Origin of the sequence: Halobacteriovorax sp., assembly GCF_041587335.1 — a bacterium.
Classification (GTDB): Bacteria; Bdellovibrionota; Bacteriovoracia; order Bacteriovoracales; family Bacteriovoracaceae; genus Halobacteriovorax.
The window spans coordinates 1-7169 of record NZ_JBFGYP010000138.1; the positions used below are offsets into that span (position 1 = coordinate 1).

Consider the following 7169-nt stretch of genomic DNA (forward strand, 5'->3'; position numbering starts at 1 on the left):
AATTAATGGCAAATATATGTGTCATAGCAATGAAATATGTGTAGGTGATAATCGAAAATGGCATGATGGCCTGTAAGGGATAATGACATGTTTCTCTCTTATAATGCCACTTTGCCTTGAAATTGATTTACTAGATTCATTATTTTCCAATTTTCTATTATTATCAATCAGTTAACATTTTCCCTTTTAAGGTAAAATGTCACCCTTACGCGGCCATTCTTTCATCAAAATATTCATAGTCGACTTCTTTTCCCTTTAAAAATAATCGTGTCGTACCGTCTCGATACTCTCTGATTTCAACTTGCTCCCTTATAAAGCTTTCTTTTCGACCTAGATTTAATAAAAGTCTCTTGCCTCTGTAAGAAACTATGTGACCTTCTTGTACAACTCTTGAATCTTTCAAACAGAAAACTTCGTTAAGATCGATTGTTTTGTCGAAACATTTATATGCTGACTCTTTTGAGACTGCCTCCACTCCAAACTTTGTATTAAACTCATCTATAAACTCTTCATTAAGATACTTATTTGCTTCTTCCTGAGTTCTTATGCCTTTTAGTCTTATCTCACTTACTAGACGACTCTGAAGAGTTCTAAAGACTCTTTCTACACGTCCTTTTGCCTGGGGCGTATTTGCTTGAATCGATAAAATATCTAATTGCTTTAATGCGCTATTCATTTGGCTATAGCCATCTCTTTTTCCTCCTCCGTAAATTCCTGCTCTATCAGAGTAGAGCATTTGAAAGCGACCTTTATCTCTTATGATTTTCTCGACGACATCCATTGCTGCAAAGGTTGTTTCTGTAGGTGTAAACTTTGCTGCAAGGATTTTTCCAGTAGCATCGTCCATGGCAAGAGTTAGACACAGAGGTAATTTATTCGGTAGCCAACGGTGATGACTACCGTCAATCTGAACCATCATCCCTTCTTTTTCATATCGCTTTCTCATTGGATGAACTCTCTTTCTTCTTCGAACTTTTATAGAGATTAATTTTTCTTCTAAGAGAATATTTCGAAGAGTGGAATAGCAAGGAGGGTTTGTAATACCTTCCTCAATAAGTTTTTCTTGAAAGTGGATTAAGTTAAGTCCTCGGAAGCGTCCTCGATACAGCTCTTTAACTTTAAATCTAGTAGAGTCGGAAATTTTATTTGAGGGAGATCTGCCAATATTTCCGTGGATAACAGACTCAATACCACGCTCTCTAAAAGACTTCACTTGTCTTCTAAATTGCCTTTCACGAATTTTAAGTAGCTCCATGGCATCTAAGTAGTGAATGTTTCCAGCAATAAATTTTGATAGAATATCTATTCGAAGTTGTTGTTCTGAGTTAAGCTTCAAGTGACCGCCTTTGTGATGTCTATTAATAAGTTGTAGTAAACCCATTATAAGACAACGCAAAGAGTCGGTCATTATCCCTTCACATTAGACGCATGTCATTTTCATTTGTTACCTATACAGAATTGTGTAAATATCAAGTATTTAAAAGTTAATAACTAACTTCTAAACCTATTCTAAATTCTTTTGTAGAACTAATCTTATTTAGAATACTACCCATATTTCTAACAATGTAGATATTGCTCTCAAGCTCACCACTTGGAGAGATTTTTTTTACTAAAACCTTAGAATCAACATCAAGTTCTTCAAATACAAACTTATTAACAGATAGGGCCAGTCCACGGTCAGAAAAATCGAGGACTTTTAACTTCGTCTCTAATTTTTCTTTATTTTTATTCATAAGTAACAGATTTACGTATTGGTTACTTTGAAGACCTAAATTTGTTCTCCTCTCTGCTCGAGCTTCTTTCATTTTAATTAAGACAGGAAAAGAGATCTCAATAAAGCCTTCATATTTATTTTTAATTTTTGCTTTAAATATAATTTCTCTACAAGGAGAATGGAAATAGAGATCCTGATGCTTATCAAATTCAGTAACTTCTTTCTTATTAAGACGAATTTTTATTGTCGATGAAAAAGAATTTATATCTACAATAATTCCATACGAAAAGTCCTGAGTCTTTTTAATGGACTGCCATACTTTCATTTTACTCTTATTTCTTTTAAGAGATTCAACAAGGGAACTAAGAGAGTGTTGTCGATCGATATCTATTAAGTTCATAACGTTAGTATAAATTCAAATCGAAAAAAAATGTAAAAAAAAGGTAAGTATTTATTAAAAGAAAATAAAGAGTGCCTACTCTTTAAGCCCTTCTATAAAAGAGGTTTAGGCTAATCAACAAAAAGAGAGCGAGTCTTCCACTTTACAGACTTCTTTCTTTTTTCAAATGGTGTAAATGAATTTCTTCTATAGGTTTGACGATTAGGATCACTCTCACACTCTAACTGATAGTTAACAAGAGACTCTAAAGTTTTTAAAAGTGAGTCATGAGTTTTATTTAGTTTCTCTACACCCTGCTCTTCTAAAGCTGATAAAAAGTAGTGAACAGACTCAATTGTTGAGAGACAAAATTCCATTGGCTGTTGTTTAATATCAAACTTTGACCTCTCTGTAGGAGTAAAGCAAACTCTAGGAAGATCAAGTAGATTAGTTGATAACTTCATCATCTTCTTAGCGCAAGGCCATGTGGCATCAATAACAAAAATTACTAATTTTTTAGACTTATCAAATGTAAACTTTTCTTCGCTAATATTTATTGCACTCTTTCCTGGGTACATAGCAAAGCAAAGATTGTCAGGGTTATCTATTAACTCATTAACCTCAGGGTCATTACTGAAATCTATTCCCATAATAACTTTAGAGTTCTTTAAGCTAGCTTTAGTAAGTCTTCCCGTTCCAACTTTTTCTTTCTTCGCTTCCATTGGATGCATAAGAAGAACGAACATCGTATTAGTTTTTATTTCAACAATATCATCGCAAAGACATGCGCTAGATGTCCTTCTACAATTTAAGCACGTCTCTCTTCTTTGAATATTATCAAATTCGACTTGTTGTGCTTTCTTCTTGGCGAGATATTGTTCTTTATTCATACAAGGCTACCAAAAACCTCTTTATCAAATCCAAAGCAAAGAGTTTTTCCACTCTTCTCTAGTATTGGTCTCTTAACCACAGACAGATTTTCAGAGATTAGGCTAATCACTTCTTTATCGTTGGCCGCTTCAAAATCTTCTTTTAACTTTCTAAAAGTCGTTCCACGCTTATTCACTGGCCAGTCACCAAAAGACTTCTTCCAAGATAGAATTTCTTTCTCTGTAGGAGTTACTTTTTTGAAATCTACAAATTCAAATTCAACGTTATTTTCCTCTAAGAACTTCTTAGCTTTTTTGACAGTATCGCAGTTTGGAATTCCATACATTTTAATCATAATTATACCTTTTTAAAAAGTGCTACATTCTTTCTTGGAATTATCAACTCCAAGTTATACTTATTAGCAATCCATTCAAATGTTTCTTCATTAAAAAATCGAACATGAGTAGGATCTTGATGATATCCCCATCTCTTGAACTTATCTATACCACTAGGATAAAACGATGTCATTATACCTAGGACACCTTTTTCTTCTAGAAGAGAAAGCATTAACTCAAAGTCAATTTTTGTATCATAGATATGTTCAATAACTTCAGTCGAAATAACGAAATCATATTTAGATTCAAGAAGCTTTTTATCATTGAAATAAAAAGGATCATATTCACTTATTTCATAGCCCTCTTTAGATAGGACAGACTTTATAACTGGTCCTGGACCACACCCAAAGTCTAAGCCAGAAGAATTGGGAGTTAAGTGTTCTCTAATAGGAGTGAGTATTCTCTCCATGAAGTTAACATAGTGAATATCATTGGGATCATTTTCATGACGGTCATAGATTTTATTTTCTTCATCTGCATTAAGAAGACAATCTCTAGACGTATAAATCATTTTGCAAGTGTTGCACTTATAAAATGATTTCTTAGTATTATCAAAATAATGTTGATAGTTGTCTTCAAGACAAAGGGGACAATTACTCATGTAGAGAGCATATCTTTAATCGAATTCTTTGAAAACCTGTGTAATAGATTTATGTGGAGTAAATAAGTCTAAAACTTCTTTATTTCCATTAATCAACTTATAAAGAATATCAGGCAATGCTCCATTCTCCTCACATTGACTATATCCGGCCATTACAACCATATCCGCTTCAAATGTATTTAATAATCTAACAGAGCGCTCAAGTCCATCTTCAGTAGAACAATCCTTAGGATCTCCAACAACGTGATTTGTACGACATACAGATGGTCTATTATTATAAATAGTACAACTTTTATTTTCATCTAAGAAAATACAAGCTCTGTCTTCATAGCTTAGCCTATACCATGTAGTGCTACTCTTACTTGCAATAGATTGTTTTTTTAATCTCTCTAAGTCTATATTGTGACCGTCTTCTATAATCTTATGAAGTAGCTCTCCTTCATCATCACTTATACTTACCTGAGTATGGCAACAGGCTGAGCAGCCTTGTCTACAGGAAACATTTCTCATCACAGCTGAGTCTTGAAAAAGTGCGCCTACTCTCTTATCGACTTCTTTATGAACAAGTCTTGCCCTTCTTGGGCCAGAGGATAGTTTTCGTAATTTCTTTATGACGTCATTCATAATTTTAAGCATCGAAGTTTGAGACTTAAAAGCCTGATATGACTTATTGGCTATTGCTGGAAATTTGATGATAAGCTCCTTGACAGGTTCACCTTTCTCCAAAGGCCTTACAATAAGTATACCCTTCAAATCCTCTCGAGTTATCAACAAGGAATATTGTGCCACTTCGCAATACTACCAAGAATGAATTGTCAGTAGTTTAGGGCCCTTTTATTCTATTATCGAGTAAGAATTCTTGAATAAGCGCCCCTTAAACTATATAGTCTCGCCATGTCATTACTATGTACTTTAAGCAATATTCACTTACACCTTGGAACAAAAACTTTATTCACTGGAGCCGGCTTCACTATTTCATATGGTGATCAAATTGGACTTCTTGGATTAAATGGTAAGGGTAAGTCCTCACTCTTTAAAATATTAGCTTCAAAGGTAACTCCTGATAGATCAACTCCCCCATTTACGTTTGATAAAGCAAATAGTGGTGGTGATGATAACCAAGGCTTTTCAACATTCCTTGTTCCACAAGAGATGCAATTAGAAGATGGGGATGACGTAACAATTAGGGACTACTTCTTTAGATTTTACCCTGAGCACCTTAAGGCCCACAAGGCACTAGACTTAATAAATGAGCAATTTGAAACTTCATATAGCGAAGAGTTGATTGAGAAACAAAATAAGCTTCTTGATGAGCTAGAGCACCTTGGAAGCTGGGAGCTGATTAGGTCTTTTGAATCATATATGAAGTACTTTGGTCAACATGACCTAGATAAGCGAGTAATCGACTTAAGTGGTGGTGAGCAAAAGAAGATTCTTCTTAGTCTTGGTTTTACAGCAAAAGAAAATCTAATTCTTTGGGATGAGCCTACTAACCATTTAGATATTGAGACAATTAAATTATTTGAAGATGAGCTGGTTAGTTCTGGTAAAACTTTTGTTGTAATTTCTCACGATAGATACTTACTTGGTAAAGTTTGTAGCAAGATCCTACATATAAAGAACGGTCTTATCGAAAGTTTTAAAGGGTCTTACATTGATTATCTTGATTTCTTAACTGAGCAAGAGTCTGCAAGGCAAAAGCTTATTGGAAGATTAAAGAATTCTCTAAGTAGAGAACAGGCCTGGATGAGACAAGGGATTAAGGCCCGAGGGACTCGTAGTAAGAAAAGAGTAGAAAACTTCCACGACTTAAAAAGTAAAATTAGTACAGCTAAGGGTGAAGCAAGACGTGCTCTAGATCTTAATATTAGTTCAAGTAATAGAAAGACTAGAAGCTTAGTTGAAATGAAGGAAGTTTCATTTAACTACCCAGATAAAGATATATTTTCAAATCTAAATCTAGACATCTACAAAGGTGATAGAATTGGACTCATTGGAAAGAATGGTGTTGGAAAGACAACTCTAGTAAAAATGATTCTTGGAGAACTTGAAAATACATCAGGAAAGTTAAAAGTAGCCGATAGTTTGAACATTCAATACTTCTCTCAAAAAAGAGAAGAGATGGATGAAAACGAAACTCCGCACGGCTTTCTTACACATGGTTCAGATCAAGTAACTCTTGCAGATGGACGAACAAAGCATGTCTCGGCGTATTTTGAAAGTTTCTTATTTTCAAAAGATGATTTAAATAGACCAATTAAAACATTATCTGGTGGAGAAAAAGGTAGACTTCAACTTGCAAAGAATCTTACTAAGCAAGCTGATATCTGGATCTTTGATGAGCCTACCAATGACCTTGACCTAGAAACTCTTCAAATCTTAGAAGACGCACTAGTTCAATTTAAAGGCTCTTTAATTCTTATCTCCCACGACAGAAGCTTTTTATCAAATGTAACAAATAAAACGTGGGTGCTTCACAATAGAACAATCGAGCAATTTGTTGGTGGATATAGCCAAGCAGAAAGCTATCTAGAAGCACTTGCATTAGAAAATATCCTACTCGACCAAGAGCAGGATGAAGAAACTACTCCCCAACCTACTCCCGTAGCTGAATCGGCCCCGGTAGAAAAAGATGTGAAAATACCAGAAGTGACTTCGGCCAAGCTTTCTAATCAACAAAAGAAGAGATTAGAGGAGCTTCCAGGTCTAATTGAAGACGCTGAAGCTCAGATGGCCTCAATAGACGAGTTAATGCTCAAGTTCAATTTCGAGTCTATGGATGTTGAAACGAGTAAACTTTATGCCGATTTAGGTGGCAAAAAAGAGAAAATCGAAGAGAGTATACTAGAGCTCTACGAGGAATACGACTCTCTATCCTCCTAATATTACGAGTAAAATCAAATTTTAGTTAACAAGCTTACTTTCTTAAGTTGAAAAAAGTTAAACGATCGTTTAAAGTCAAACAAACGTTTGAATACCAAAGGGATATATAAAAATGAAATCATTAAAACTCTTATCAATATTTACATTGTTGATTACGAGCTCTCTAGCAGCTGAGAAAGTATCGCTGACTGAAGAGTTAATAAAAACAGAAGTCGACAACTCTGCGCCAAACACCTTAGCCATAGAGTCAACTTTCTTATCTTTAGACTTTCAAAGGGAAGCTTTTGAAGAGAACTTTGACGTCAACCTAATCGGTTCGGCCAACTA

At 34.6% G+C, this 7169-nt stretch carries 8 protein-coding genes; 2 read left to right on the top strand and 6 right to left on the bottom strand.

Annotated features, from left to right (window positions below):
• Positions 1-205: 205 nt before the first annotated feature.
• The 6 genes from ABX784_RS14355 to ABX784_RS14380 all read right to left on the bottom strand — a co-directional run bounded on the left by ABX784_RS14355 (position 206) and on the right by ABX784_RS14380 (position 4583).
• Positions 206-1336: an ISNCY family transposase gene (locus ABX784_RS14355; RefSeq protein WP_372655750.1), complete on the bottom strand. Its 1131-nt coding sequence runs from the start codon at positions 1334-1336 to the stop codon at positions 206-208.
• 148 nt (positions 1337-1484) lie between these two features.
• Complete coding sequence (locus ABX784_RS14360; protein WP_372655751.1) at positions 1485-2114, bottom strand: hypothetical protein; 630 nt, start codon at positions 2112-2114, stop codon at positions 1485-1487.
• Between the two features lie 110 nt (positions 2115-2224).
• The gene (locus ABX784_RS14365) at positions 2225-2983 is read right to left on the bottom strand and encodes a tRNA-uridine aminocarboxypropyltransferase (protein WP_372655752.1); all 759 of its coding nucleotides are present in this window, start codon (positions 2981-2983) and stop codon (positions 2225-2227) included.
• Positions 2980-3318 (bottom strand): arsenate reductase family protein, encoded by a 339-nt coding sequence (locus ABX784_RS14370; RefSeq protein ID WP_372655753.1) that lies wholly within the window; start codon positions 3316-3318, stop codon positions 2980-2982. Before ABX784_RS14370 ends, ABX784_RS14365 begins: the two co-directional genes overlap by 4 nt.
• Positions 3319-3320: 2 nt before the next feature.
• Positions 3321-3869, bottom strand: coding sequence for a class I SAM-dependent methyltransferase (locus ABX784_RS14375; protein ID WP_372655754.1), 549 nt, complete (start codon positions 3867-3869; stop codon positions 3321-3323).
• 105 nt (positions 3870-3974) lie between these two features.
• On the bottom strand, positions 3975-4583 hold the full coding sequence (locus ABX784_RS14380) for a YkgJ family cysteine cluster protein (protein WP_372655755.1): 609 nt from the start codon (positions 4581-4583) through the stop codon (positions 3975-3977).
• 270 nt (positions 4584-4853) lie between these two features.
• Between ABX784_RS14380 and ABX784_RS14385 the strand changes: the two genes are divergently transcribed.
• Together ABX784_RS14385 and ABX784_RS14390 are read left to right on the top strand one after the other, a co-directional pair.
• Positions 4854-6842, top strand: coding sequence for an ABC-F family ATP-binding cassette domain-containing protein (locus tag ABX784_RS14385; protein ID WP_372655756.1), 1989 nt, complete (start codon positions 4854-4856; stop codon positions 6840-6842).
• A gap of 112 nt (positions 6843-6954) precedes the next feature.
• Positions 6955-7169: hypothetical protein (locus ABX784_RS14390; RefSeq protein ID WP_372655757.1), on the top strand; the 215-nt coding region annotated here is incomplete at its 3' end.